This window comes from Uliginosibacterium sp. H1, from assembly GCF_036017065.1.
Lineage (GTDB): Bacteria > Pseudomonadota > Gammaproteobacteria > Burkholderiales > Rhodocyclaceae > Uliginosibacterium.
The window spans coordinates 163,939-188,255 of record NZ_JAYXHR010000001.1; the positions used below are offsets into that span (position 1 = coordinate 163,939).

A 24,317-nucleotide genomic window follows, 5' to 3' on the forward strand; every position below is an offset into this window, starting at 1 on the left:
GCGTCAGCTCGCATTGGACGAAGCGACCTTGCGCACGCTCTCATCCTGGATGCCACCCGAGTCGATGCGCATCGCGTAGAAGCTGCGATACACGAAGGCCAGGCAGAAGCCGAGGAAGATCGTGGCCAGCGCCCAGGTCACGTTCTGCAGGCCCTGGTTGTTCAGGCTGACCGCCATCTCCACGGCCAGCAGGCCGAACAGCGTGGTGAACTTGATGACCGGGTTCATCGCCACCGAGCAGGTGTCCTTGAACGGATCGCCCACGGTATCGCCGACCACGGCCGCTGCGTGCAGGTCGGTGCCCTTGGCGCGCAGTTCGGTTTCCACCACTTTCTTGGCGTTGTCCCAGGCACCGCCGGCGTTCGCCATGAACACCGCCTGGTACAGGCCGATGATGGCGATCGAGATCAGGTAGCCGATGAAGAAGAAGGGCTCCACGAAGGCCGTGCACAGCGTGCCGAAGAAGATGGCGAGGAAGATGTTGAAGGTGCCGCGCTGTGCGTACTGCGTGCAGATCTCCACCACCTTGCTGCTGTCCTCCACCGAGGCGCGCTGGGAGCTGCCATCCAGCTTCATGTTGCGCTTGATGTACTCCACCGCGCGGTAGGCGCCGGTCGACACCGCCTGCGTGCTGGCACCGGAGAACCAGAAGATGGTGGCGCCGCCGGAAATCAGGCCGAGCAGGAAGGGCGGATGCAATAGCGACAGCTTGGCGAGGTTCGCGGTGAGGCCGTCTGTCAGCAGCATGATGATGGAGAACACCATCGTCGCTGCGCCGACCACGGCGGTACCGATCAGCACCGGCTTGGCAGTGGCCTTGAAGGTGTTGCCGGCGCCGTCGTTTTCCTCCAGCAGGTCCTTGGCGGTTTCGAAGTCGGGATGGAAGCCGAAGTCGCGGTTCACCTCGTTGGAGATGTCCGGAATCGCTTCGATGGTCGACAGCTCATACACCGATTGGGCGTTGTCGGTAACCGGGCCGTAGGAATCGACCGCGATCGTCACCGGACCCATGCCGAGGAAGCCGAAGGCCACGAGACCGAAGGCGAACACCGCGGCCATGACCGTGGCCTTGGCCGGGTCCGGGTTGATCACCGCAGCGAGTTCATGTTGCGAGATCACGTAGGCGCCCGTCATCAGGCCGACGATCACCACGCCCATCCAGAACGCGGAGAAGTTGCCGGCAGTCAGGCCCGACAGGATGTTGAGGCTGGCACCGCCTTCGCGCGAGGAATTCACCACTTCGCGCACGTGACCGGAGTTGGTGGAGGTGAAGATCTTCACCACTTCCGGAATGATCGCGCCGGCCAGCGTGCCGCAGCTGATGATCAGCGACAGTTGCCACCACAGGTTCGGATAGGTCTGGCCCGCAATCTGGATGTTGCCGATCAGCAGGTCCGAGATGACGAAGGTGACGGCGACCGACAGGATGGAGGTGATCCACACCAGCGAGGTCAGCGGCGACTCGTAGTCGAACTTGCGCAGGCCGGCGAAGCGCTTGGTGGCGATCGCCTCGTTGATGAAGTACGACGCACCGGAGGTGACGATCATCAGCACGCGCATGACGAAGATCCACACCAGCAGTTGTACCTGCACGGCGGCTTCCGGCACGGCCAGCATGATGAAGGTGACCAGCGCCACGCCCGTCACGCCGTAGGTCTCGAAGCCGTCGGCGGTCGGGCCCACCGAGTCACCGGCGTTGTCGCCCACGCAGTCGGCGATCACGCCCGGGTTGCGCGCATCGTCTTCCTTGATCTTGAAGACGATCTTCATCAGGTCGGAGCCGATGTCGGCGATCTTGGTGAAGATGCCGCCTGCGATGCGCAGGGCCGCGGCACCCAGCGACTCGCCGATGGCGAAGCCGATGAAGCACTTGCCGGCCAGCGCGGGCGGAATGAACAGCAGGATGCCCAGCATGATCAGCAGCTCGGTGGAGATGAGCAGCATGCCGATCGAGATGCCCGACTTCATCGGGATCGCGTAGCAGGGGAAGGCACGACCCTTGAGCGCCGCGAAGGCGGTGCGGCTGTTGGCCAGCGTGTTGATGCGGATGCCGAACCAGGCCACGCCGTAGGAGCCGGCGATGCCGATCAGCGAGAACGCCAGGATCAGCGCGACCTCGAAGGCGGCCATGTGCTGCATCCAGCCGAAGTAGGCGATGATCGCCAGCGCGATGAAGGCCTCCAGCACCAGGATGAACTTGCCCTGGGTCAGCAGGTAGGTCTTGCAGGTGGCATAGATCAGTTCGGAGATCTCGGCCATCGAGCGATGCACGGGCAGCTTGCGGAGGTTGTTGTAGACCAGCGCGCCGAAGACCAGGCCTGCCAGGCAGACGATGAGGCCGAGCGCGAGCAGGTTCCAGCCGGACATGCCGCCGAAAGTCGCCAGCGTCTTGTCGGCGAGATCGGGCAGGACCAGATTCGCTTCGCCACCACTGGCAAGCGCGGGAAGGGCAAGGGTGGAAAACAGTGCTGCGAGGGGAGCGCGCAGCCAGCGGGAGCGCGCTTGCTCCTCGCCTTGTCTCGATGCCTGTCCGCGTGTCGGACATGCCGCTGCGGATTCTTGGTGTTTCATCACAACCTCCATCGTGTTGGGCGCATCGTCGTCAATGCGCCGCCCGCAGCCTGAAAAAAGGAAAGCAATCTCCGGGCAGTACCATTTCAGTACCGAATCCCGCGATGCGGGTTGACCCGGCGCAAACGCCGCGCATTGTTGCAATGCGATTCCGGCACTTTCCCAAGGCTTGCGCGTCGGGGAGGCCTCGGGAAGGCCTGCTCCTCGCGCGTGTACAATCTCCTCTCACCCACCCCGAAACGAGTCGCGCCATGTCCGCACTTGCCGCCCTCGAGTCCCGTCGCGACGAGATCGTCCGCGTCCGGCACGACATCCACGCCCACCCCGAACTGGCTTTCGACGAGCACCGCACCGCCGCGCTGGTGGCCGAGCGCCTGCGCGCCGCCGGCATCGAGACGCACACCGGCATCGGCCGTACCGGCGTGGTCGGTGTCATCCGCCGTGGCAACAGCCCGCGCGCGATTGCGCTGCGTGCCGACATGGATGCGCTGCCGATCACCGAGCTCAACGAGTTCTCCCATCGCTCCCGGCATGCCGGCCGCATGCATGCCTGCGGTCACGACGGGCATACGACGATGTTGCTGGCCGCCGCCGAGCACCTGGCCGTGCATCCTGATTTCGATGGCACCGTGGTGTTCATCTTCCAGCCCGCCGAGGAAGGCGAGGGCGGCGCCCCGGCGATGATCGCCGATGGCCTCTTCGAGCGCTTTCCGGTCGACGCCGTGTTCGGCATGCACAACTGGCCGGAGATGCCGGCAGGCCGCTTCGGTGTCACGCCCGGCCCGGTGATGGCCAGTGCGGACCGCTTCGACATCACCATCACCGGCCGCGGTGCCCACGCTGCCATGCCGCAGCAGGGGCTGGACCCGGTGATCGCCGGCGCCCAGCTCGTCACCGCCCTGCAGACGATTGCCTCCCGCAGTACCGATCCGCTGGATGCGGTGGTGCTGTCGGTGACGCAGTTCCATGCTGGCGAGGCGTACAACGCGATTCCCACGCGTGCAGACCTGTGCGGCACGGTGCGCACCTTGCGGCCGGAAGTTCGCAAGGCCACGCGCGCATCCATGCAGCGGGTCATCGACGGCGTGGCGGCGGCGTTCGGCCTGCAGATCGAGATGGTGTGGCGCGAGGGCTATCCACCCACGGTCAACTCGGACGCGGAGGCCGCTTTCTGTCGCGATGTCCTGCACGGCATGATCGGCGCGGACCGCGTCGACTGGGCGATCCGCCCCAGCATGGGCGCCGAGGACTTCGCCTATTTCCTGGAGAAGAAGCCGGGTTGCTACGTGTGGATCGGCAACGGCGCAGGGGCCGGCGGTTGCATGCTGCACAACGCCCGCTACGACTTCAACGACGAGATCCTGACCCTGGGCGCGAGTTACTGGGTCAAGCTCGTCCAGGCCTGGTGCCCGCCTGCCTGAGGCGCTGTGACAGAACGGTTCCTGTGGGTGAGCGAGCTAGCGCGGCCCCGCCCAGGGCTTGTCGCAGGGCAGGAAACGGCCCATGCCCGGCTTGCCCAGGTAATCCCCGTCGCGCCACACGACTTCGCCGCGTGACAGGGTGACAGCCGGCCAGGCGCGCACTTCGATTCCCTCGTAGGGCGTGTAGTCCACGTCGTGGTGCAGGTCCGCGTTGCGGATCGTGCGCGGCGTCTGCGTGTCCCAGATGACCAGGTCGGCATCCGCACCGATGGCAATGCTGCCCTTGCGCGGATACAGGCCGTAGGTCTTGGCGGCGTTGGTCGAGGTCAGCGCGACGAACTGGCAGATGTCGATACGCCCGTCCAGCACGCCGGCCGAGAACAACAGCGGCAGGCGCGTTTCCAGTCCCGGGATACCGTTGGGAATCTCGGCGAAGGAGGCGTGGCAGCCGCCCACTTTCTTGCCGTCATTGCCTTCATAACGGAAGGGCGCGTGGTCGGACGAGAACACGCGGAACACGCCACCGGCGAGCGCCTGCCAGATCACCTCCTGGTTGGCCTTGTCGCGCGGGGGCGGACTGCAGATGCACTTGGCGCCGTGCAGGCCGTCGTGCTCCGTCGCGTCCAGGTTGCTGCTGGTGAGGAAGAGGTACTGCGGACAGGTCTCCGCGTGGATCTGCAGGCCCAGTGATTGCGCCCAGCGGATCTGCTCCACGGCTTCGCGGCCGGACACGTGCACGATCAGGATGGGCACGTCGACCAGCTCCGCCAGCGCGATGGCGCGGTGGGTGGCCTCGCGTTCCACCAGCATCGGGCGTGCATCCGCATGGAAGCGGGGCGCGGTGTTGCCGGCCTTCACGAGTCGCTCGGTCAGCCAGGCGATGCAGTCGGTGTTCTCCGCATGCACCATGACCATCGCGCCTTCGGCACGCGCGACGCTCAGCACGTCGAGGATCTGGCGATCATCGAGCTTGAGGTCGTCGTAGGTCATGTAGATCTTGAACGAGGTGTAGCCCTCGCGGATCAGGGCGGGAAGCTCTTCTTCCAGCACTGCCTGCGTCGGGTCGCTGACGATCAGGTGGAAGGCGTAGTCGATGCTTGCGCGGCCGCTGGCCCGCTGGTGGTAGTCCTCGACCGCGGCGCGCAAGGTGTCGCCCTTCATCTGGCACGCGAAAGGAATCACCGTCGTGGTGCCGCCGCAGGCTGCGGAGCGGGTGCCGGTCTCGAAGTCGTCGGCCATCGTCGAGCCGTCGGTCATCGGCTGGTCGAGATGACAGTGAGCATCGACGCCGCCCGGCAGCACATAGCGCCCCGCGGCGTCGATCTCGCTGCGCCCGGCGGCGAGATTGGCACCGAGCGCCGCGATGCGTCCGTCGACGATGCCGATGTCGGCGTCGAACACGTCCGACGCCGTTGCACAGCGTGCGTTGCGGATCACCAGGTCGTAGCCCATCGCCGCGCCTCTTATTTCACGTCGCTGAACAGGCGGCCCCAGCCGGAGATCTGGCGTGTGTCGTAGTCCAGCAACCGCAGCATCTTCCACACCACGGTGCTGACGGTGTCGTAGACCGGAATGCCGTGCGCCGCTTCCCAACCCGCCACGAGGTGCGCGGCACGCAGGTTGGTGCAGAAGGTGGTGATGGCGTCCGGCTTTTGCGTCGCGACTTCGCCGACCATGGCGCCGAGCTGGGCCGCCGTCACTTCGGAGAAATCGAAGTTCACGCTGATGCCGAGGTGGCGTTCGGCGATGCACGCCATGCCTTCGCTGCCGAAGTTGTCGACGATCTTTGCCTGCACGTCGTCGAGGTAGGGCGTGACCAGGCCGAGCGTCTTCGCGTTGGTCTTCTTCATGATCTCGGCCAGCGCCAGCGTGGAGGTGGTGGCGGGGATACCGGTCGCGTCCTCGATGCGCTGGCACAGCACGCGGTCCGCCTCCAGGCCCAGCCAGCCGGAGGAGGTGCCGCTCCAGCCGATGCATTGCACCTTGGCGTCGGCCAGCAGGCGCGCGGCGCCGAGGATCTTGTCGTCGTCGAACTGGCCCAGCGCCTGGGGCTTGAGCGAGATCTCCGTGACGGGGAAGCGGGCGAAGTGCGCCGACACGCCGGGAGCGGCAGCGCACAGGGCGCTGGTCAGCGGTTCGAGCGAGGTATTGGAGGAGGGCGTGAGGATGCCCAGCAGGGTGCGTCGAGTCATGGTGTGGAGCCAACCGTCGTTGGTCGCTGCGTGAGGCCAAGGGCCATTTAAGCAGCCGCGCCGTGCGCGCAGTGATGTGCCGCCACAGTCCGGGTATACGAAAAAACTGGGAAACCTCGCGGGCGGTTCTGCATCCGTCACAGGACCGACGCTTGCCGCAGCGTGGCCGCCCGCAAGCCTTTCGTCGCCAGCCGACGGAAAAAGCGTGGAAATGCGTGGAATAGTTGGGGTCAGCCCTAAATTAGGAGGGCATGGGCGCCGTCAATGTCACTTGATACTTTCGTATCAGTGGCTGGGTGCGCGCCGGAACTACCGGCAACGACGAGAACACCCACTACAGGCCCATCTGGACGGTCATCGAACCAAACCCGTTATGCAACGTCTGGCAGAGCGCATCGACCGGCAGCTTCACCGCGTGGGCATCCATACCCTGCGGGCGAAGCTCATCCTGCTGCTGATCCTGTCCATGGCGTTGACCGTTGGCGTGGCCGGCGTGCTGATCGTGCGGCAAGTGAGCAGCGGCCATAGCCAGCTTGTGGACCAGGGCTTCGACCGGGTGCGCGAAGGCCTGGCGATGACCTACGCCACGCGGCTGGACGAATCCCGCCGCCTGCTCAACTCGCTGTCGTCCGATCCGAACGTGGTGTTGCGGCTGGACAGCGTGGCCGGTGGATACGACAACCACGAGCCCATGATCCTGTTGCGGGCACACCAGCGTGCGATCACCATCCGCCTCGCGCGCGTGGGGCCGGCGGCGCGTGCCCTGGTGGTGGCGTACGACCGCGACGGTCAGCCGCTTTCCTACTTCGACGGGCGCGGCCAGCGCCCGCAGATCGGCTCCTTCGCCCTGCGCGATCCGGAGCAGTCCGCTTCCGCGCAGGAGCAGAGCAACCAGACCTACCAGGTGCCCGGCCAGGCCGCCGAGGCGATCCGTCGCGAGGATGTCGGCCTGCCCTCCGGCAACGAGGGCGCGGTGTGGCGCGTGATCGGCGGGGAGCCCGTCCTCGCCGTGTCCATTCCGGTGGAAGTGACCAGCGAACGTGGCACGCGGCGCGTCGGCCATATCGCGCTCTTCCTCGGCCATGTCTTCGAGCGCAACCTGCCGCGCCTGTTGGACGGCGAGATCGAGATCGGCTGGGTCATGCCGGACGGTAGCCTGGCTGGCGCGCTGGATCGTGCGCCGCCGCCCGACGTGCTGGCGGATGCGCCGCTGCTGTCCGACCGCAACGCCGGCCGCTTTGCCAGCGACGCTGGCCGCTACGACACCGCGGAGCGCGCGGGGCGGGTTATGCAACTGCCGGTGGAAAAGGGCGCGCCCTTGTTCCTGGCGTTGTCGATCAGCAAGGATTCCCAGCGTGCGCAGGCCCGTTCGGCGATGGCCGACGTGTTGCTCGCCTTCGTGTTGTCCGGCCTGGTGGTGTTGCCCATCGGCCTGTGGCTGGCGCGGGTCGAGATCATCCAGCCGGTGGCGTCGTTGTCGAAGGCCGTGCGCGCGATGGAGGCCGGCGATTACGACAAGGTCCGGCTGGACTTCGACGATGCCGACGAGATCGGCCACCTTAACAATGCCTTCCGCGACCTCGCGCTGTCCCTGCAGCAGCGCGAGCGCGAGTCCTCGTTGTGGCAGGCGGTGTTCGCCAAGATCGGCGATGCGGTGTTCATCACCGATCCGGCCGGCAAGGTGCTGTTCGTCAACAAGGCGTTCTGCGAAATCTCCGGCCGCAAGGCGGAGGACATTGTCGGCCAGCATCCGCCCTTCCTGGATGCGGGCCTGCACGACGAGGCCTTCTACGACGAGTTGTGGAGCACGCTGCGCAGCGCCGGCTACTGGTCGGGCGAAGTGTGGGATGCCCGTGCCGACGGCACCGCGTACCCGCAGTGGCTGGCGATGACCGCGATCCGCAGCGAGAAGGGGCAGGGCGGCGAGCAGGGGGGCGAGATCGCCAACATCGTCGGCATCTTCAACGACATCTCGGAGCGCAAGGCGCAGGAAGAGCGCATCCATTACCTGGCGCACCACGACTCCCTGACCGGTCTGCCCAACCGTGTGCTGCTGAACGACCGTCTCAACGTCGCCATGTCGCAGGCCAACCGCGACAACCACTGCGTGGCGCTGCTGTTCATCGACCTGGACCGCTTCAAGAACATCAACGACAGCCTCGGCCACGCCGTCGGCGACGGCTTGCTGCAGGCCGTCGCGGAGCGCCTGCGCCGGGCCGTGCGCGGTGCCGACACGGTGTGCCGGGTGGGCGGCGACGAATTCATCGTGGTGCTGCACAAGGTGCGCCGCCAGCAGGACGCCGAGCTGGTGGCGGAGCACATCCTGGCCTCGCTGGCGCCGGCGGCGCGCGTGGGCGAGCACGACCTGTCCATCACGCCCAGCATCGGCCTCAGCCTGTACCCCGGCGACGCCAGCGATGCGGAGATGCTGATCCGCACCGCCGACGTGGCCATGTACCACGCCAAGGCCCAGGGGCGGAACAACTACCAGGTGTATCGCCCGGACATGAACGAGGAGGCGGCCGAGAACCTGTCGCTGGAGCATGCCCTGCGCCTGGCGGTGGACCGCGACGAGTTCGAGCTGTACTACCAGCCGCAGATCGACATCATCACCCGCAAGCTGGTGGGCGCCGAGGCGCTGATCCGCTGGAACAGCGAGCGCTTCGGCGGCGTGTCGCCAGCCAAGTTCATCCCGGTGGCGGAGGAGAGCGGGCTGATCCTGCAGATCGGCAGCTGGGTGCTGCGCGAGGCCTGCCGTCAGCGTGCGGAATGGACGCGGGAGGGCATCATGCCCTTCCCGATCGCGGTGAACGTCTCCGCGCTGCAGTTCCGCCAGCCGGACTTCCGGTTGCGCGTGCAGGAAGCCTTGCAGCTCTACGGCGTGTCGCCGAAGGAACTCGAACTGGAGCTGACCGAAAGCGTGGTGATGCACGAGGCCGACCACACCGCCGACACGCTGGCGGCGCTGAAGGAGCTCGGCATCGCCTTGTCCATCGACGATTTCGGCACCGGCTACTCCAGCCTCGGTTACCTCAAGCGCCTGCCGATCCAGAAGCTGAAGATCGACTCGTCCTTCGTGCGCAACCTGGAAACCGACATGGCCGATCGCGCGATCGTCGAGGCCATCGTGTCGCTGGGCCGCTCGCTCAAGCTGCAGATGATCGCCGAGGGGGTGGAGAACCGCGCCGTGCTGGGCATGCTGGCCAAGCTGGGTTGCCATCTTGCCCAGGGCTATCACTACTGCCGCCCGGTGCCGGCACGCGCCTTCGTGTCCTGGTACCGCGATTTCCACAAGCCGAACGACGGGCGTCTGCAGATCGTTGCCTAGCTTGCCTTCGTAAAGCCAAGCCTCCTCCGGAGCGCCCCCGCCAACCCGGTAGAATGGCGCCCTTTCCGATGTTCCCGCCGCGCCTTGGCGCGTGCCTTCGCGCATGCTGCGACTGACCGAAGTACGTCTCCCGCTCGATCACCCCGAAGATGCCTTGCCGGCAGCCATCCTCAAACGCCTGGGCGTCCCGGCGCAGGACCTGCTGGGTTTCACGGTCTTCCGTCGCGGCTACGACGCACGCAAACCGTCCGCGATCATCCTCACCTACACGCTGGACGTCACGCTGAAGGACGAGGCCGCGGTGCTCAAGCGGCTTGCGGGTGACCGCCATGTGACGGTCGCCCCGGACACGGGCTACAAGTTCGTCGCCCAGGCGCCGGCGGGCTTCAGCAAGCGACCCGTGGTGATCGGCTTCGGCCCCTGCGGCATCTTCGCGGCGCTGCTGCTGGCGCAGATGGGCTTCCGCCCCATCGTGCTGGAGCGTGGCAAGGCCGTGCGCGAGCGCACCCAGGACACCTGGGGGCTGTGGCGAAAATCCACGCTGAACCCCGACTCCAACGTGCAGTTCGGCGAAGGCGGGGCGGGTACCTTCTCCGACGGCAAGCTCTACAGCCAGATCAAGGACCCGCGATACCTTGGCCGCAAGGTGCTCACCGAGTTCGTGAAGGCCGGCGCGCCGGAGGAAATCCTCTACGTCAGCAAGCCGCACATCGGCACCTTCAAGCTGGTCGGCATGGTGGAGGAAATGCGCGCCGACATCATCGCGCTGGGCGGAGAGATCCGCTTCAGCAGCCGGGTGGAAGAGATCGACATCGTGCGCGATGGCGTCGGGCAGGGGGCGGGACAAGTGCGGGGCGTGCGCCTGATCGGCGGCGAGTACATCGAGACCGATCACGTCGTGCTGGCTATCGGCCACAGCGCGCGCGACACCTTCGAGATGCTGCACGCCAAGGGCGTGTACATCGAGGCGAAACCGTTCTCCATCGGTGTGCGCATCGAACATCCGCAGTCGCTGATCGACCGCGCGCGCTTCGGCGCCAACGCCGGCCATCCCTTGCTGGGGGCCGCCGACTACAAGCTGGTGCACCACGCCAGCAATGGCCGCGCCGCCTACAGCTTCTGCATGTGTCCCGGTGGCACGGTGGTGGCCGCCACCTCCGAGCCGAACCGCGTCGTCACCAATGGCATGAGCCAGTACTCGCGCAACGAGCGCAATGCCAACAGCGGCATCGTGGTGGGCATCACGCCGGAGCAGGACTACCCCGGGCATCCGCTGGCGGGCATCGAGTTCCAGCGTCACTGGGAGTCGAAGGCCTACGAGGCAGGCGGTGGCAACTACGCCGCCCCGGCCCAGCGCGTCGGCGATTTCCTCGCCGGTCGTCCATCGACCGAGCTTGGCGCGGTGGTGCCGTCGTACAAGCCGGGTGTCACGCCCACCGACCTCAGCCTGTGCCTGCCGGACTTCGTGGTGCAGACCATCCGCGAATCCCTGCCGGCCTTCGGCCGTCAGATCAGGGGCTTCGACATGGACGACGCGATCATGACCGGCGTCGAGACCCGCACCTCGTCACCGCTGCGCATCAAGCGCAACGAGCAATACCAGAGCCTCAATACCCGCGGCCTCTTTCCGGCGGGAGAGGGTGCCGGCTATGCGGGCGGCATTCTGTCTGCCGGTGTCGATGGCATCGAAGTGGCGGAGGCCGTTGCGCTCAGCCTGCTGGGCTAGTGCAGGCTGGGCCATAACAGCGGCTCAGAGGAAGAGGACCGGCTCTTCCAGCGTGCCCAGCATCATCTCGCCGGCAGCAAGCTGCGCGCGGCGCTGGCCGAAGGTGTGCTGGCAGGCCGTGGTGAGATCGCGCAGGTGTCGCTCCAGCGGTGTCTTCTTGCTGTAGACGGCCGGCCCGCCGAAGGCATCGAAGAGGATCTGTACGGCCTGGCGGGCCGACTGGAAGGCATTGGCACGGGCCAGGTAGATGGCGATGCGTTCCTGCTCCGTCGGTTGCTGGCCGGCCTGCAGGCGCGCCCATAGCGTCTCCAGCGTGCTGTACACGTAGGCCCGCGAGGAGGCGTACTGGGTCTGCGCGTCGGCGACGGCGAGCGCGACGTATTCCGACTTCATCTTCTTGCTGCGCATGTAGAGCGTGACCAGTTCGATCGCGCTGCGGGCAATGCCGAGGACGACGCCCGGCATCTTGGCGACCAGGATCGCCGGCCACTGGTAGAGCGCACCCGCGTGCGACTGGGCGTCGAAGCCGAACATGTGGTCCGCCGGGACGAAAAGATCCTTCGCCTCGATGTCGTTGCTGCCCGTGCCACGCAAGCCCGTGGTGTGCCAGGTGTCGTGGATGATGAATTCGTCCCGCTTCGCGATGACCATGCGATGCAGCGGACGGCCGTCTTCGCCGGTGACGGGGCCGCTACCGTCTGCCTCGAAGACGTGGCAACCGCCGGCAAACCACTCGGCATGCTGGCAACCACTGGCGAAAGGCCAGCGGCCGTTGACGAGGTAGCCGCCTTCCACCTTCTGCGCGCGACCGGCGGCGCGGATGACGTTGGACGTCGTGGCATCCAGGCGCGGGAAAATCCTGCGAGCGACCTTCGGATCGAGCAGTCCGCTGTACTGGCCGCTGTCGATCTGGATCATCACGCACCAGGCAACGGCGGCATTGCCGACCGCAAGTTCCTCCAGTGCCTCGTTGAGCTGCATGGGGTTCATCTCGGGGCCACCCCAGGCGCGGGGCATCATCATCCGGAACGCGCCGGTCTGGCGCACGGCTTCCAGCACGTCTTCCGGAATCCGGCGCAACTCCTCTATTTCGCCACCGCGTGCCTGCAGGCTCGGGCGCAGCGCGCGGATATTGGCAAGGATGTCGGCAGCTTCAAGCTGCCTGTCCGCGAGCGGTATTTCTGACGGATATGAGTTCTGCGACATGCGGTTTCCTCCCGATCCTGCATTGACGATCCATCTGTCGGATCTGATTTCGATATCCCGGAAAATGACAGTCTTGTTGCCGTCTGCCGAGAAACAAGGGTTTCCAAAGCGGTAATACGTATAACCGGCGATTAATGAAGGCTTATTGCCGGGAGCGCGCCGGATTATTCCGTTCGATTGGCAGCTTGCTTCACGGCCGCCGAGGTTGTAGCCTCCCGTCCGCGCTGCGTCAATAGCCAATAAATAAAAACAAATCGCTGGCGCGACTGTTGTATTCAATTGATTTTATTGTTTCGACGGTTTCTGTTGGATCTGCGCCGATCCAACGTTTCTGGGGACAGGGCTGTGACCATCAATCCGCGTACCGCATCGCAGGATTTACCGTCTTTACCGTCGATTCGCATTCCGTTGCCGGCGAAGCCGCGCGTCAAAATTCCGCTGGTGGATTCACCCATTCGCGGTTACATGATGTACAGCTATCACCTTGCTGTCACATTCGCGAGCGTTCCTGCCTGGCCGTGGTTTTTCGGGAATTTCGTCCAGCTTCAATGCGATTCCCGCCAGCTCGAACTTGGCGATTTCCTCAAATACAGCAGCATGCCCAAAGGTGAACTCCATTTCACCGAAGGAACGTCGCGTTTCAACCCCTGGCTGGCGGATGCTCCCGGCTTCGACAAGCAGAGCTTCCTCGGCGGATACGGATCGCCGTCGGAACGCGTGGTCGAACGGCTGGAGCAGGGGTATTGCGTCGAAACCTTTGTCGACGAGTACTACATTCCAGTGCTCTACAACGGAGGCAATCTTCATTTCCGCCATCGCCTGCTGGTTTTCGATTGCCAGGAGGAAGAGCGGCGATTGCACATTGCAGGGTTCGACAAGAAAAGCCAGTACAGCCGGTTGATCTGCACGTTCGAGGAATTCGACGACGCCTTTGCATCCGTGCAGCCGCAGCAGTTCGAAAAAACACGGCTATTCAAGCCGCGGCAGGACGTTTTTCCGGCACCCGGGTTCGACCCCTTACGGCTCATCCATCTGCTGCGGGACTATCTTGGCGGGAAAAACACCCTCCTCAGTCCGGACCTGCACGGCAGCGGACAACAGGGCGATTCCTTCCGCTACGGCGTGGATTGCTATTCGTTCCTGGCCGAGTTCATCCAGCGCATTGCCGTCCGTCGCCAGGCTGGCGAGGTCCTCGGGGTCGATTTCCGCGGTTTTCATGTGCTGTGGGAGCACAAGAAATGCATGCTGGATCGTCTCAAGTGGTTGCAGCGACAAGACTATGACCTGCCGGACAGCCTGATTGCCGAATATGGCCGCGTGCAGTCCCTGTGCGAGCAGGCGCGCAGCCGGGTGGTGATGTGCGCGCGCGGCCTGTTGCCGCCGGATCGGGGTCATCTGGTCGAAGTGCCGCGCTATCTGGAGCAGGCGCGGGCAGCGGAAGTGCCAATCCTGCGGCGCGTACTGGAAATACTGGAAGCGGCATCCACCAGCCCTGCAGCGTGAAACGGGCATCGAATAAGAGGCGCTGCTTTCCGTCGCGCCGACAAGCAGGTCAATCCGGACAGGATTCACACACACATCGCAATGCACACCAGTAACGGCGGGCGAGCAGCAGTGCCGGCATGGGACACGAATAAGGCGTTCGGTCTGCAGGCCCTGTTTCCGGCCATCTGGTTCTTCCTCGCGGAGGATCGTCGCCGCTATCTGCTCCACCTCGGGATCTTCACGCTGGGCCAGGCCTACGAACTGGTGCCGCCGTTGCTCATCGGCCTGATGGTGGATTTCCTCATCGGCTACCGGACTGGAGACAGCCTGTTGCCGCTGGTGTGGATGATCGGCGGACTGGGGATCAGCAACGCGGTGAACGCGATCATCCGCCTGCGCAGCCGTCGCAAGCTCGGGCAGTTCGCGTTGAATTCGCGATACCGGGCGCGACTCTGGGGCTTCGAGCGGCTGATGAGCCTGTCGCTGGGCTGGCACCAGCGCGAGAGCACCGGCAACAAGGCGCAACGTGTGCAGACCGGTGCCGATGCCGTGCGCGACTGGACGCTGTTGCACAACGACGTGGTGCCGCCCCTGGTCGCGTTCGTCGGCACGCTGGTTGCCTGCATGGTGCTGCACCCTGCGTGCATCCTGTTCTTCGTGGTGTACATCGCGGGTCTGGCGGGGCTGGAGTACTACTTCGACCGCGCCATCGCGCGCGTCAGCCAGCGCATCAACGCGTCGACCGAGAATGCCAGCGGTGTGTTCGTGGAGTCCGCGTCGAACATCCTGGCCGTCAAGGCGATGGGGGCTGGCGAAAGCATGGCGAGCCGCGTGCAGCAGCGCGAGGAGGTGGCCCGGCAACTGGGGCACGAGCGCATCCGCCTGTCCAACATGAAGTGGATCGGTTTCCAGGTGCACAACAGCCTGGCCTGGGTGGTCTTCCTCGCTGGCATCGCGTATGCGGTCATGAGCGGAAAGCTCGGGGTCGGCCTGGTGCTGACCTATTCGCAGTACTTCAATTCCATGCGCATGTCGGCGATGACCTTCACCGACCGCTTCCAGGTGCTGGTGGAGCGATTCGCCGACCTGTCGCGGATGATGCCGCTCTTCGCAAAGGGGGACGAGGCGGCGCGTGGTGCGCAGGCCTTCCCGCGGCAATGGCAGGACATCCGCTTCCGGCAGCTGGGCTTCGCCTACGAAGGCCGGGCGGTGCTCGATGGCTTTGACCTGCAGGTGAAGCGCGGTGAGAAGCTGGGCGTGGCGGGGCGGTCCGGATCAGGCAAGTCGACGCTGGTGAAACTGCTGCTGGGCCTGTACCGGGCGGACCGCGGCAAGCTGGAGATCGGCGGGGTGTCGCTTGACGATATCGAGCACGATTCACTGACCTCGCACGTGTCGGTGGTGCTGCAGGAGACGGAGTTGTTCGGCCTGTCCCTGCGCGACAACATCACCGTGATGCGTGAAGTCGATCCGGAGTTGTTCCGGCGTGCCTGCCATATCGCCTGCCTGGACGAGGTGGTCGCGCAGCTCCCCAACGGGCTGGACACGCTGGTCGGCGAACGCGGCTACGCCTTGTCGGGCGGACAACGGCAGCGCGTCGGCATTGCGCGCGCGTTGTGCCGCAGCCCCTCGTTGCTGCTGCTCGATGAAGCCACGTCCGCGCTGGACGCGATGACCGAGCAGTCGGTCATGAGCCGCCTGATGGCGGAGATCGGCGATGAGACGACGCTGATCATCGTGGCGCATCGCATCCGTACGCTGATGGGGGCCGATCGGATCATCGTGATGGAGCAGGGGCGCATCGTCGAGGAAGGGCGCTACCAGGATCTCGCGATCCACGAACGGGGCCATTTCGCCGGCATGCTCGACCTGCAGACGGTATGAGCCGGTCGATGCCCCGCACCGCGCCCTACCATCCGGTCGCCATCGGCCTGCACTGGATCATCGGCCTGGGGATCGCTGCCGGCTTCGCGCTTGGCCTCTACATGACCGGCCTGCCGTTCTCGCCGGTCAAGCTGCAGTACTACTCCTGGCACAAGTGGCTGGGGGTGACGATCTTCCTGCTGGCATTGCTGCGCCTGGCCTGGCGGCTCACCCATGCCGCGCCCGCAAGTCCTGCTGACATGCCTGCCTGGCAATCCACCGTGTCCGCGTGGAGCCACCGAGTGCTCTACGTGCTGATGTTTGCGGTGCCGGTCTCTGGCTGGTTGATGAGCTCGGCCAAGGGCGTGCCCACCGTCTACCTCGGCATGTGGCCCTTGCCCGATCTTCTGCCCCGTGACCGTGACCTGGGCGACCAGTTGCTGCGGGTCCACTTCACGCTGAACTGCATCATGGCGGTCATCGTCGTGGTGCACAGTTTCGCGGCATTCAAACATCACCTGGTAGACCGCGACGACGTACTGGCGCGGATGCTCCCGTTCCTCAAGCCTCGACAGGATGCTCCGTCATGAAGAATGCGCGTTTTACCGTCTTACTTGCGGTGCTGGGTGCTGCCCTTGCCGTTCCGCTGCAGGCGGTCGAGTACACGAGGATCGAGCCCGAGCGCAGTCGCATCACCTTCGTCTACAAGCAGATGAATGCGCCCACCGAAGGAAGCTTCAAGCGCTTTACCAGCCAGTTGAAGCTGGACCCGGCCAACCCCGCCAGCGGCAGCGCGCGCTTCGATGTCGAGGTCGCCAGCATCGATACCGGCTCGGCCGAAGGCGATGACGAGGTGCGCGGCGCCCAGTGGTTCAACGCCAAGGCGCATCCGCGTGCCCAGTTCGTGTCGACGACGATCAAGTCGGCCGGGCCGAAGCTCTTCGACGTGACGGGCAAGCTGACCATCAAGGGCAAGACCCAGGATGTAAGCACGCGGGCGACGCTTCGCGAGGAAGGCCAGCAAGCCGTCCTGGAAGGCAGTTTCGTCATCAAGCGCACGGACTTCGGTATCGGCGAGGGTGTGTGGACCGACCCCGGCACGGTGGCGCATGACGTGCAGATACGGTTTCGCCTGCTGGCCAGCGCTGGCGGGAGTGTCAGGCAGTAGATCAGCAAGTCCCCGACAGGCAGTACCCATCAGTACCCATAAAACCCCAGGAGGAGTCTCGGCATGAAAGCAATCTTCGTTGGTCTGGTTCTCGGTTTGAGCACTGGCGCCGCACTGGCGTCTGTCGAAAGCTACTCGATCGATCCGACGCATAGCGCGGCACGTTTCGAGTACAACCATCTGAACTGGACCAATCAGCTCCACCGCTTTGACCAGATGAGCGGAAAGATCCAGCTCGACAGTGCGGCGAAGACCGGTTCGGTCGAGGTGAACATCGACGCCAAGTCCGTCAACACCGGCTATGCCGTGTTCAACGGTCATCTGCAGGGCGCCGACTTCTTCGACGCTGCGCAATACCCCACCATCAGCTTCAAGTCGACCGGGCTCAAGTTCGATGGTGACAAGCTGGTCGCCGTGGACGGCAACCTGACGATCAAGGGCATCACCAAGCCGGTGACCCTGACGATCGTGAGCTACCAGAACGGCCCGCATCCGGTGCAGAAGGCACGCCAGTCGATCGGCGCCAACGCGGTCGCCAAGGTGAAGCGTTCCGACTTCGGCATGACCAAGGTGCCGGCGGTGTCCGACGACATCGCGCTGTCCTTCGCGGTACAGGCATTCAAGGACTGACAGACCGCTGATCTGCCGGCGCGCCGCACATGCGCCGGACTCTTCCGGCCGGGCCTTGTCGTTACGACAAGGCCCGGCTCTTCTCTTGCCGGCTGGCCATCACATGAGGTGAGGCATGGACCAGAAGATTGCCTGGCCCGCGAAGACGCGGGAGTTCAGGAACCATCATTTCGATTCGACGGTGTGGAATGACTTCCGCTTCCGTGACGACGACATCGTCATTGCGACCTACGCAAAGTCCGGCACGACCTGGATGCAGCAGATCGTTGCGCAACTGGTCTTCGACGGCGATCCGGATGTCGACGTGGCCCAGCGCTCACCCTGGCTGGATCTGCGTTACCCCGCCAAGGGGCTGAAGCTGCTGGCGATGGAGGCGCAGGCGCATCGGCGTTTCCTCAAGACCCATCTGCCGATCGACGCATTGGTGTTCTCGCCGAAAGCGAAGTACCTGTACATCGGGCGTGACGGGCGTGACGTCGTATGGAGCATGTACAACCACCACGCCAACGCGACGCAGCAGTGGTACGACAACCTGAACAAGACGCCGGGTCTGGTCGGTCCGCCGATCGAGCGTCCGACCCCGGACATCCATCAGTACTGGCGCGAGTGGATGGCCGGCGACGGCTATCCCTGGTGGCCGTTCTGGGAGAACGTGCGGGGCTGGTGGGAGGCTCGTCATCTGCCGAACGTGATGTTCGTGCACTTCGTCGATCTCAAGCGCGACATGCCGGGACAGATCCGGCGCATCGCTGATTTCCTGGAGATCGATGTGGCGGACGGGCAGTGGGACACGATACTGCGGCACTGCTCCTTCGAATGGATGAAGCAACACGCCGCGCGCCATGTCGGCGGTGGTGGCGACTGGCTGGCCGGCGGGGCCGAGACCTTCATCAACAAAGGGGTCAACGGTCGCTGGGCGGACACGCTTACCGCGCAGGACGTCGCGGAGTACGAGGCGCGGGCGGAGGCGGAACTCGGCAGCGCATGTGCCCGCTGGCTCTCGCACGGTGGCATGGTGGCGTAACCGTTCGCACGCCCGCAAAAGGAACGCCCGGTCGATGCCGGGCGTTTTCATTGGTGGACCGCAGCGACCGTCAGCTGACCCAGCCCTTGCCCTGCAGGTAGGTCGTGATCAGCGCGGCGGCCGCATCGGGCGTGGTGGTGGTGGTGTCGATGACGATCTCGCTGTTGCCGGGGGCTTCGTAGTCGGAACCGATGCCGGTGAAGTTGGCGATCAGGCCGGCGCGCGCTTTCTTGTACAGGCCTTTGACGTCACGCGATTCGGCGACTTCGATCGGCGTCTTCACATACACGAGGGCAAAGCGACCGTGTCGCACCAGTTCCCGCACCATCTGACGGCCCTGTGCGGAAGGCGAGATCAGCGACACTACGGTGACCAGGCCGCACTTGCTCGCCATGTGTGCAAGCTCCGCTGCGCGCCTCATGTTCTCCAGGCGGTCTGCGGCCGTGAAGGACAGGTCGCTGGACAGGCCGCCACGCAGGTCGTCGCCGTCAACCGGGAAGACCGGCTTGCCGGTGTTGCGCAGCGCGCCCGCTATCGCCTCGGCGATCGTCGACTTGCCGGCACCCGAGATGCCGGTCAGCCACACCACACAGCCTTGATCAGTTTTCATGAGGGGAAAGGTCATGCGAAGGATCGGGTTGCACGGCCTCCACGACGGCATGCCTGCCGCCGTGGAGGAGGGGCTTCTTACAGCGACTTCAGATAGGTGTTGAGGTCCGCGATTTCCTGCGGCGTCATGACCATGTTGAAGCGACGGATGTAGAAGTCCGTCGTGTCTTCCACCGTCTTCAGCGTGCCGTTGTGGAAGTACGGCGCACGCGTCGCCAGGCCACGCATGCTGGGCACCTTCACCTTGCCGATGTCACCCCAGCGGCCGGTGTTCAGCGCCAGGCCCGGATCGTAGGTCTGGATGATCCTGCCGAAGTTGGTGCTGCCCACCACGGTGTTGCGCAGGGTGTAGAGCGGCAGGTCGTTGCGCGGATTCCAGGCCGGATCGGCGGCACCGATGTTGAACAGGTTGGGCACCGACAGGCTGCCGACCTGAGGCGTCTTGTGGCAGTTGGTGCAGGTGGCGTTGAGGATGGTGTTGCCGTTGGTGCCGGCCACGCCGACCATCGTGAAGGTCTTGGTGTTGAAGATCTTCTCGCCGCGTGCGATGGAGGCACGCGCTGCGGCCACCGCGGGGTCTGCACTGCCGGGGTTGGTAAGCCACTGGCTGAACACCTGCATCGTGGTCAGCTTGTTGCCGGGCTGTCCGGTGCGCGGATCCAGGAAGCCGTTGATGTCGAAGTAGTAGTCCACCTTCGACAGCTCCTTCGTACCGCCCTTGCCCTTGGCCGACATCAGGAACTGTGCCTTGTTGTCGTATTCCTGCGCGGTGAAAAGCTTGGTCTCGAAATCCACGATCGCCTGTTGCTCGGCCGCGCTCAGGCCCTGTGCGAACTGCGCGTGCCCCGTCGTCGCGTTCTGCGCCTGCGTCTTCAGGCTGTTCGTGAACGGGAAGTCGAAGCAGATCTGGTTGCCGGTCAGGCAGTAAGGCGTTGCATTGGGGCCGAGTTGCAGGCTCTCGCGGCCGTCCCACATCACCGTGCCGAGGAAGGGCAGGTTGGTGCTGGGCAGCACACGACGGAACAGCGACAGCTCGTTGGCGCTGGCGTAGCCATAGGGATCCTGCACGCTCACCAGTTCGAACTGCGCATTGGCGGGAATCTTCAGGCCGATGCGGATCACGCCTTTGTCGAGCAGCATGCTGTAGGCGGCACGCTTCTCTTCAAGCGTCCCGACCGGTGCGTTCGGCGAGTTGGTGCCGTCGACCTGGCGGAAGATCGGATCGTCGCCATTGGTACGCGCGAAGCGATCCTGCAGGCCCTTCGGCGTGATGGTGAAACCCTCGGCGGGGTCGTGGCAGGTGCCGCAGCTGCGGCCATTGCCGAAAGGCTTGAAGAAGGGGTTGTTGGTGCTGGTGTCGATGAAGCCGGCCGTGCTGTAGTTGCGTGCCCAGCCGAACTCGTTCTTGATGACGCTGGCTTGCGCGTCAGTCGGGTACTGGCCGCTGGCATCCGGATAGAAGCCGCGCCAGTCGGCATAGCGTCCCTGTTCATCCGGGTACAGGCCGCGGTAATCGGGGTAGCGGCCCGCGGTATCGGGGTAGAGGCCGTTGTAGTCCGGGTAGCGGCCCTGGGCGTCCGGGTAGTAGCCGCGCCAGTCGGGGTAGCGACCGTTGGCGTCAGGGTAGAGCCCGCGCCAGTCCGGGTAATTGCCGTTGGCATCAGGCACCGAGGCGATCTGTGCGCGACCGTCTTCGGTGGCGGCGGAGGGGCCGGCTTGCGCGGAACTGCCGTTCTGGTCGGAGCCGGCGCCGCAACCGGCCAGGACCAGCAGGGTTGCGAGGGTCAGGAACGAGGATTGCAGCGAGGCGGGAACAGTCTTGCTTCTACTTGTAATGGGCATGGTGTGCTGGCCGTCTTTGATTATTGGAAGAAGCCACAGCGAGCCATCGGCGAAGAATGGCCGGCACTGCTTCGTGCCGTGCTGAAGCCGGACGAGGATGCTGCGAAGGGTGCTGCACAGTGAAGACTGCTGATTCGCGCCGGCGGCTGGGCATGCGCCGCAGCGTGGGAAGAAAATCCACGCGGTGAAAAGGCGGGAAATGCAGGAGAGGCAAGAAGGGAAAACAACCGGAACTGGATGAATCCGCCATTCAGCCGGACGGGCGTCCAGTTGAATGCCGCGCGCATTGCTACGCTTGTCCGCCTCCCGCGTGACAAGGATTCCATGCCATCGTCCCCCGCTCGCAACACTCCGTCGGGAATTGCTTCCCGTAGAGCGTCGATATTTTCTTATTGGTGCCAGCATTCGGCTTCTGCCAGCGCCGGTGGACTTTAGTTGGACATGCGAACGGAAGCAAATATTTCTTCCAGATTAAATGACGAAGGGATGTTTGTGATGATTTTGAAGTATTTGCGGTATTTGTCCGGTGTTTATCCGGTTTGAAGAAAACCGTTTAATCATGTTTGTTCTTATGGGTTTGAAAGGATGCCGGGTTTGTTGTTTGGGCGGCGGTATTTGATAAAAACGAAGCTTGTTTTCGACAGGCGGGTCGCCAGACAGGCGGCGATCGGGATTCAGCTTGTGGCTGAAGGAATCAAAAACTAGACTCCCGTGCGGAATCGGTCACATGCGATCTGATTCATGCGCAAGGGAGACGAAAAGCCAAATGTTCAAGGTGCTTGTCACGACGGAATCCGTCAGTGCGGTTTCATTCCACGAATACCGGGAGTTGCGCACCGGCAAAGCATCAGCCCTGGCGCGGGCCTTGATGTTCGACATGAGCCTGGATCCGGAAATCCTGCAGCAGGCCTTGCTGCTCCTGGCCTTGCGCCATGAGGCTTTGCGCACCTGCTTTGTGAGTAGCGGCGCGGGTTTCGAGCGAAGAGTTTCTTCCACGGTGGCGTTGAAGCTCGCGCTGGAAGACTGGTCCATGAACGGCTCCGACGACGGGGTCGTGCATGACAGGGTCGCGGGGCTGTTTGCGCAACCATTTGAATCCATTGATGCGCCGCTTGCGCGGGTTCATCTGCTGCAACTGGCATCCGGGCAGTGCGTACTCGTATTTTCGGTGGCACAAGCGCTTGCCGACCTGGCCGCACTGCGGATATTGCTGTGGGAACTGAGCGAGCTCTATCTTGCGCAAAAAAGCGGCGCGGAACTGCGGCTGCCACCCTTGCCCTACCGTCTGTCCGATTTCGTTGCCAGTCACAATGCCTGGATGGGCAGTCGCGACTATGAGGATCAATTGGCGCGCCTCTGTGAGCACATTCACCGGTCTATACGGGTGGCAGGCGGAATAGGGGCGCTGCATATGGCGAATGGCGCGAATGGCGCCTATATGCATGGCCGCGATTTCCTGCCGCAAGAGAATGCCGCCCTGTTCCAGGTTGCCGAGCGGGAGAAAATAAGCCCGACGACCTTTCTGATGCTGCTCAGTGCGACAGCCGGCGCGCGTGCCCTGGGCCGCCAGGGATTGTTTTTCACGAGCTCATTCTCGAATCGCCATTTCAGTGGTGCCGCCGGGCTGGTCGGGCACCTGGCGACGACCATGCCGGTTTTTCTCGACCTGTCTGCCGGCGCGGGAACCATGGCGAATCTGCGCGGCATGCACCGCGAGCTTTTCATGGCGATGGCCAATTACGGAATGATCCCCGTCCAGGAAATCGGCAATGCCATCGGTGCCGCTTATCCTGCGCCACCGCAAGGCAGTGCGCTCAAATTCGGCCGACTGTCGGTGGATGTCACGATCAGGGATGATTTCCCGATGTTCGGGATGCCGGTGACGCTCTATCCCCTGCGGGGAGAGCCGCGCGTCTCGAATGATTTCAAGTTCATCTGGTGGGTTTATCCCGGCTCGCAGGTCCGTCTGTGGCTCAAGGGCGTGCGCGACGGGAACAACGACGAAGTCGCCGCGGAGATCGTCGGGCAGCAGGTCGGTCAGGTCTTGGCGGAACTCTCCGCCTGACGGGGCGACGCCCGGGACGGGCCGAGGTCGATGAGTTGCTGGGCAATGATGTCGCGCATTACTTCGGTGGCGCCACCGGCCATCGTGCCGGCGCGTGCATCCCGGTGCATCCGCGCGATGTCTGAATCTGCCAGATAGCCTCTCGCACCCTGCAGTTGCAGGCAGTTGTCGGCGATGCGGCAAGCGAGTTCAGTGGTCAGCAGTTTTGCCATCGAACACTCGGTGACGGACAACTCGTCCTGTGCATAGCACCAGGCGGCGTGATAGGTGAACGCGCGTGCGCCGGCCAGTTCGGTCGTCATGTCGGCGAGCCGGTGACGAATGGCTTGCAGGTTGGACAGCTTGCCGTCGAACGCCTGTCGCGACGTCACGTGGGCCAGCGTCGTGTCCAGGCAATGCTCTGCACCGCCGACCGCCAGTGCGGCAGCCACCAGCCGTTCGAGCTGGAATCCACGCATCAGGTACATGAAGCCGCTGTTCTCGCGACCGATGAGCCGATCGGCAGGTACGCGCACCTTGTCGAAATGCAGTTCGGCTGTCGCGGCTGCATGCCAGCCGAGTTTTTCCTGACGCGTGATCTGCACGCCGGGAAGGCGGGAGTCGACGATCAACAGTGAAATGCCCGTGTTGGCGCGACGCGCCTGCGGAACCGGCGTCGCGGTGCGGACGGCCACAACGTAGTAGTCCGCGTTGGCACCGTTGGTAATGAACACCTTTCCACCGTCGACGATGTAGTCGCCGCCGTCGCGCATCGCGGTGGTCGCGAGGCGTGACAGATCGGAGCCCGCATCCCTCTCGGTGATTGCCAGCGCTGCAATCCTGTCGCCACGGATCGACGGCGCCAGATAGGCCCTGCGCAGTTCATCGCTCGCATGTCGTGCCAGATAGTGCGTCGCCATGTAGGCATGCAGCGAGATGCCGGCGCGTACGCCGGCGTAGCCGGTACGGCCGAGCTCCTCCAGGAAAACCACGGAGTGGAAGATGTCGCGCGCACTGCCGCCGTGCGCGGGGCCGTGCGCAAGCCCCAGCAAGCCGTGTTCGCCGAACTTTCTCCAGGCGCTGCGCGGGATGCAGCGTTCCATCTCCCACACTTCGGCGAACGGGCGAAGGTGCTGGTCGAAGAACGCGCTGACCTCTTCGCGGAACGCGTCGTGCAGGGGAGTCAGGTGGACGGAGCGCATGCTGGA

General features: G+C 64.4%; 17 protein-coding genes. 10 read left to right on the forward strand and 7 right to left on the reverse strand.

Features of this window, described 5'->3' with window-relative positions:
• Window positions 1-3: 3 nt before the first annotated feature.
• A complete protein-coding gene (locus tag VVD47_RS00755; RefSeq protein WP_327601488.1) occupies window positions 4-2,571 on the reverse strand; it encodes a sodium-translocating pyrophosphatase in 2,568 nt (855 codons plus the stop codon).
• Window positions 2,572-2,822: 251 nt separating this feature from the next.
• On the opposite strand from VVD47_RS00755, the gene VVD47_RS00760 reads away from it, so the two are divergent.
• The gene (locus VVD47_RS00760) at window positions 2,823-3,992 is read left to right on the forward strand and encodes a M20 aminoacylase family protein (protein ID WP_327601489.1); all 1,170 of its coding nucleotides are present in this window, start codon (window positions 2,823-2,825) and stop codon (window positions 3,990-3,992) included.
• A 36-nt stretch (window positions 3,993-4,028) separates the two neighbouring features.
• On the opposite strand, the gene hydA is transcribed toward VVD47_RS00760, so the two are convergent.
• The gene (gene hydA, locus VVD47_RS00765; RefSeq protein ID WP_327601490.1) at window positions 4,029-5,444 is read right to left on the reverse strand and encodes a dihydropyrimidinase; all 1,416 of its coding nucleotides are present in this window, start codon (window positions 5,442-5,444) and stop codon (window positions 4,029-4,031) included.
• Window positions 5,445-5,455: 11 nt separating this feature from the next.
• Complete coding sequence (locus tag VVD47_RS00770; protein ID WP_327601491.1) at window positions 5,456-6,184, reverse strand: maleate cis-trans isomerase family protein; 729 nt, start codon at window positions 6,182-6,184, stop codon at window positions 5,456-5,458.
• 373 nt (window positions 6,185-6,557) lie between these two features.
• Between VVD47_RS00770 and VVD47_RS00775 the strand changes: the two genes are divergently transcribed.
• Both VVD47_RS00775 and VVD47_RS00780 read left to right on the forward strand, forming a co-directional pair.
• Window positions 6,558-9,512 (forward strand): putative bifunctional diguanylate cyclase/phosphodiesterase, encoded by a 2,955-nt coding sequence (locus VVD47_RS00775; RefSeq protein ID WP_327601492.1) that lies wholly within the window; start codon window positions 6,558-6,560, stop codon window positions 9,510-9,512.
• A gap of 103 nt (window positions 9,513-9,615) precedes the next feature.
• Entirely contained in the window at window positions 9,616-11,238 is a 1,623-nt protein-coding gene (locus VVD47_RS00780; protein WP_327601493.1) for an NAD(P)/FAD-dependent oxidoreductase, read from the forward strand.
• A 24-nt stretch (window positions 11,239-11,262) separates the two neighbouring features.
• Here the strand turns inward: VVD47_RS00780 and VVD47_RS00785 are convergent, their stop codons facing one another.
• Complete coding sequence (locus tag VVD47_RS00785) at window positions 11,263-12,444, reverse strand: acyl-CoA dehydrogenase family protein (protein ID WP_327601494.1); 1,182 nt, start codon at window positions 12,442-12,444, stop codon at window positions 11,263-11,265.
• Between the two features lie 345 nt (window positions 12,445-12,789).
• Here VVD47_RS00785 and VVD47_RS00790 point away from each other — a divergent pair, with 345 nt between their 5' ends.
• The 6 genes from VVD47_RS00790 to VVD47_RS00815 all read left to right on the forward strand — a co-directional run bounded on the left by VVD47_RS00790 (window position 12,790) and on the right by VVD47_RS00815 (window position 18,614).
• Window positions 12,790-13,947, forward strand: coding sequence for a hypothetical protein (locus VVD47_RS00790; protein WP_327601495.1), 1,158 nt, complete (start codon window positions 12,790-12,792; stop codon window positions 13,945-13,947).
• Between the two features lie 81 nt (window positions 13,948-14,028).
• Window positions 14,029-15,813 (forward strand): ABC transporter ATP-binding protein, encoded by a 1,785-nt coding sequence (locus VVD47_RS00795; RefSeq protein ID WP_327601496.1) that lies wholly within the window; start codon window positions 14,029-14,031, stop codon window positions 15,811-15,813.
• Between the two features lie 8 nt (window positions 15,814-15,821).
• The gene (locus VVD47_RS00800; RefSeq protein WP_327601497.1) at window positions 15,822-16,382 is read left to right on the forward strand and encodes a cytochrome b; all 561 of its coding nucleotides are present in this window, start codon (window positions 15,822-15,824) and stop codon (window positions 16,380-16,382) included.
• Window positions 16,379-16,960: a YceI family protein gene (locus VVD47_RS00805; protein WP_327601498.1), complete on the forward strand. Its 582-nt coding sequence runs from the start codon at window positions 16,379-16,381 to the stop codon at window positions 16,958-16,960. Before VVD47_RS00800 ends, VVD47_RS00805 begins: the two co-directional genes overlap by 4 nt.
• A 63-nt stretch (window positions 16,961-17,023) precedes the next feature.
• Window positions 17,024-17,590, forward strand: coding sequence for a YceI family protein (locus VVD47_RS00810; protein WP_327601499.1), 567 nt, complete (start codon window positions 17,024-17,026; stop codon window positions 17,588-17,590).
• A 115-nt stretch (window positions 17,591-17,705) separates the two neighbouring features.
• Complete coding sequence (locus tag VVD47_RS00815) at window positions 17,706-18,614, forward strand: sulfotransferase domain-containing protein (protein WP_327601500.1); 909 nt, start codon at window positions 17,706-17,708, stop codon at window positions 18,612-18,614.
• Window positions 18,615-18,684: 70 nt separating this feature from the next.
• On the opposite strand, the gene cysC is transcribed toward VVD47_RS00815, so the two are convergent.
• Window positions 18,685-19,224, reverse strand: coding sequence for an adenylyl-sulfate kinase (gene cysC / locus VVD47_RS00820; RefSeq protein WP_327601501.1), 540 nt, complete (start codon window positions 19,222-19,224; stop codon window positions 18,685-18,687).
• A 77-nt stretch (window positions 19,225-19,301) separates the two neighbouring features.
• Complete coding sequence (locus VVD47_RS00825) at window positions 19,302-21,065, reverse strand: hypothetical protein (protein ID WP_327601502.1); 1,764 nt, start codon at window positions 21,063-21,065, stop codon at window positions 19,302-19,304.
• Window positions 21,066-21,831: 766 nt separating this feature from the next.
• On the opposite strand from VVD47_RS00825, the gene VVD47_RS00830 reads away from it, so the two are divergent.
• Complete coding sequence (locus VVD47_RS00830) at window positions 21,832-23,130, forward strand: condensation domain-containing protein (RefSeq protein WP_327601503.1); 1,299 nt, start codon at window positions 21,832-21,834, stop codon at window positions 23,128-23,130.
• Here the strand turns inward: VVD47_RS00830 and VVD47_RS00835 are convergent.
• On the reverse strand, window positions 23,103-24,311 hold the full coding sequence (locus tag VVD47_RS00835) for an acyl-CoA dehydrogenase family protein (protein ID WP_327601504.1): 1,209 nt from the start codon (window positions 24,309-24,311) through the stop codon (window positions 23,103-23,105). The two genes, VVD47_RS00830 and VVD47_RS00835, sit on opposite strands and share 28 nt — an antisense overlap.
• Between the last annotated feature and the right edge of the window lie 6 nt (window positions 24,312-24,317).